Origin of the sequence: Winogradskyella algicola, from assembly GCF_005869935.1 — a bacterium.
In the GTDB taxonomy this organism is placed as follows: domain Bacteria; phylum Bacteroidota; class Bacteroidia; order Flavobacteriales; family Flavobacteriaceae; genus Winogradskyella; species Winogradskyella algicola.
Genome location: NZ_SZQF01000032.1, coordinates 1 through 255 on the forward strand (window position 1 = coordinate 1; position 255 = coordinate 255).

1 protein-coding gene is annotated in these 255 nt (G+C 54.5%); it reads right to left on the reverse strand.

Translation table 11 applies throughout. From position 1 onward, the window contains the following. A partial coding sequence (locus tag FC091_RS15415) for a DUF7507 domain-containing protein (protein WP_449441490.1) occupies positions 1 to 244 on the reverse strand: 244 nt, incomplete at its 3' end. Positions 245 to 255: the final 11 nt, after the last annotated feature.

Below are 255 nucleotides of genomic sequence, written 5' to 3' on the forward strand. Positions count from 1 at the left end.
CGACATTCGTGTCCGCTGGACTATCGCCATCAGCTAAAACACTGTTGCTAAAGCCGCCGGCATCTACCGCGTCCTGCCCGATGACATAGGTCGCCGTGTACGTCGCTACTTCGCCTACCAATAGGTCCCCTTCTGCACTGCCTAAACTGGATGGGCCTACAAACGTTGGACCGGTCAATAAGGTCAGTGGGTTACCGTTGGCGTCCACGAACGTATCCGCTATCGCTACTCCGTCTAAGGTCACATTACCTGTAT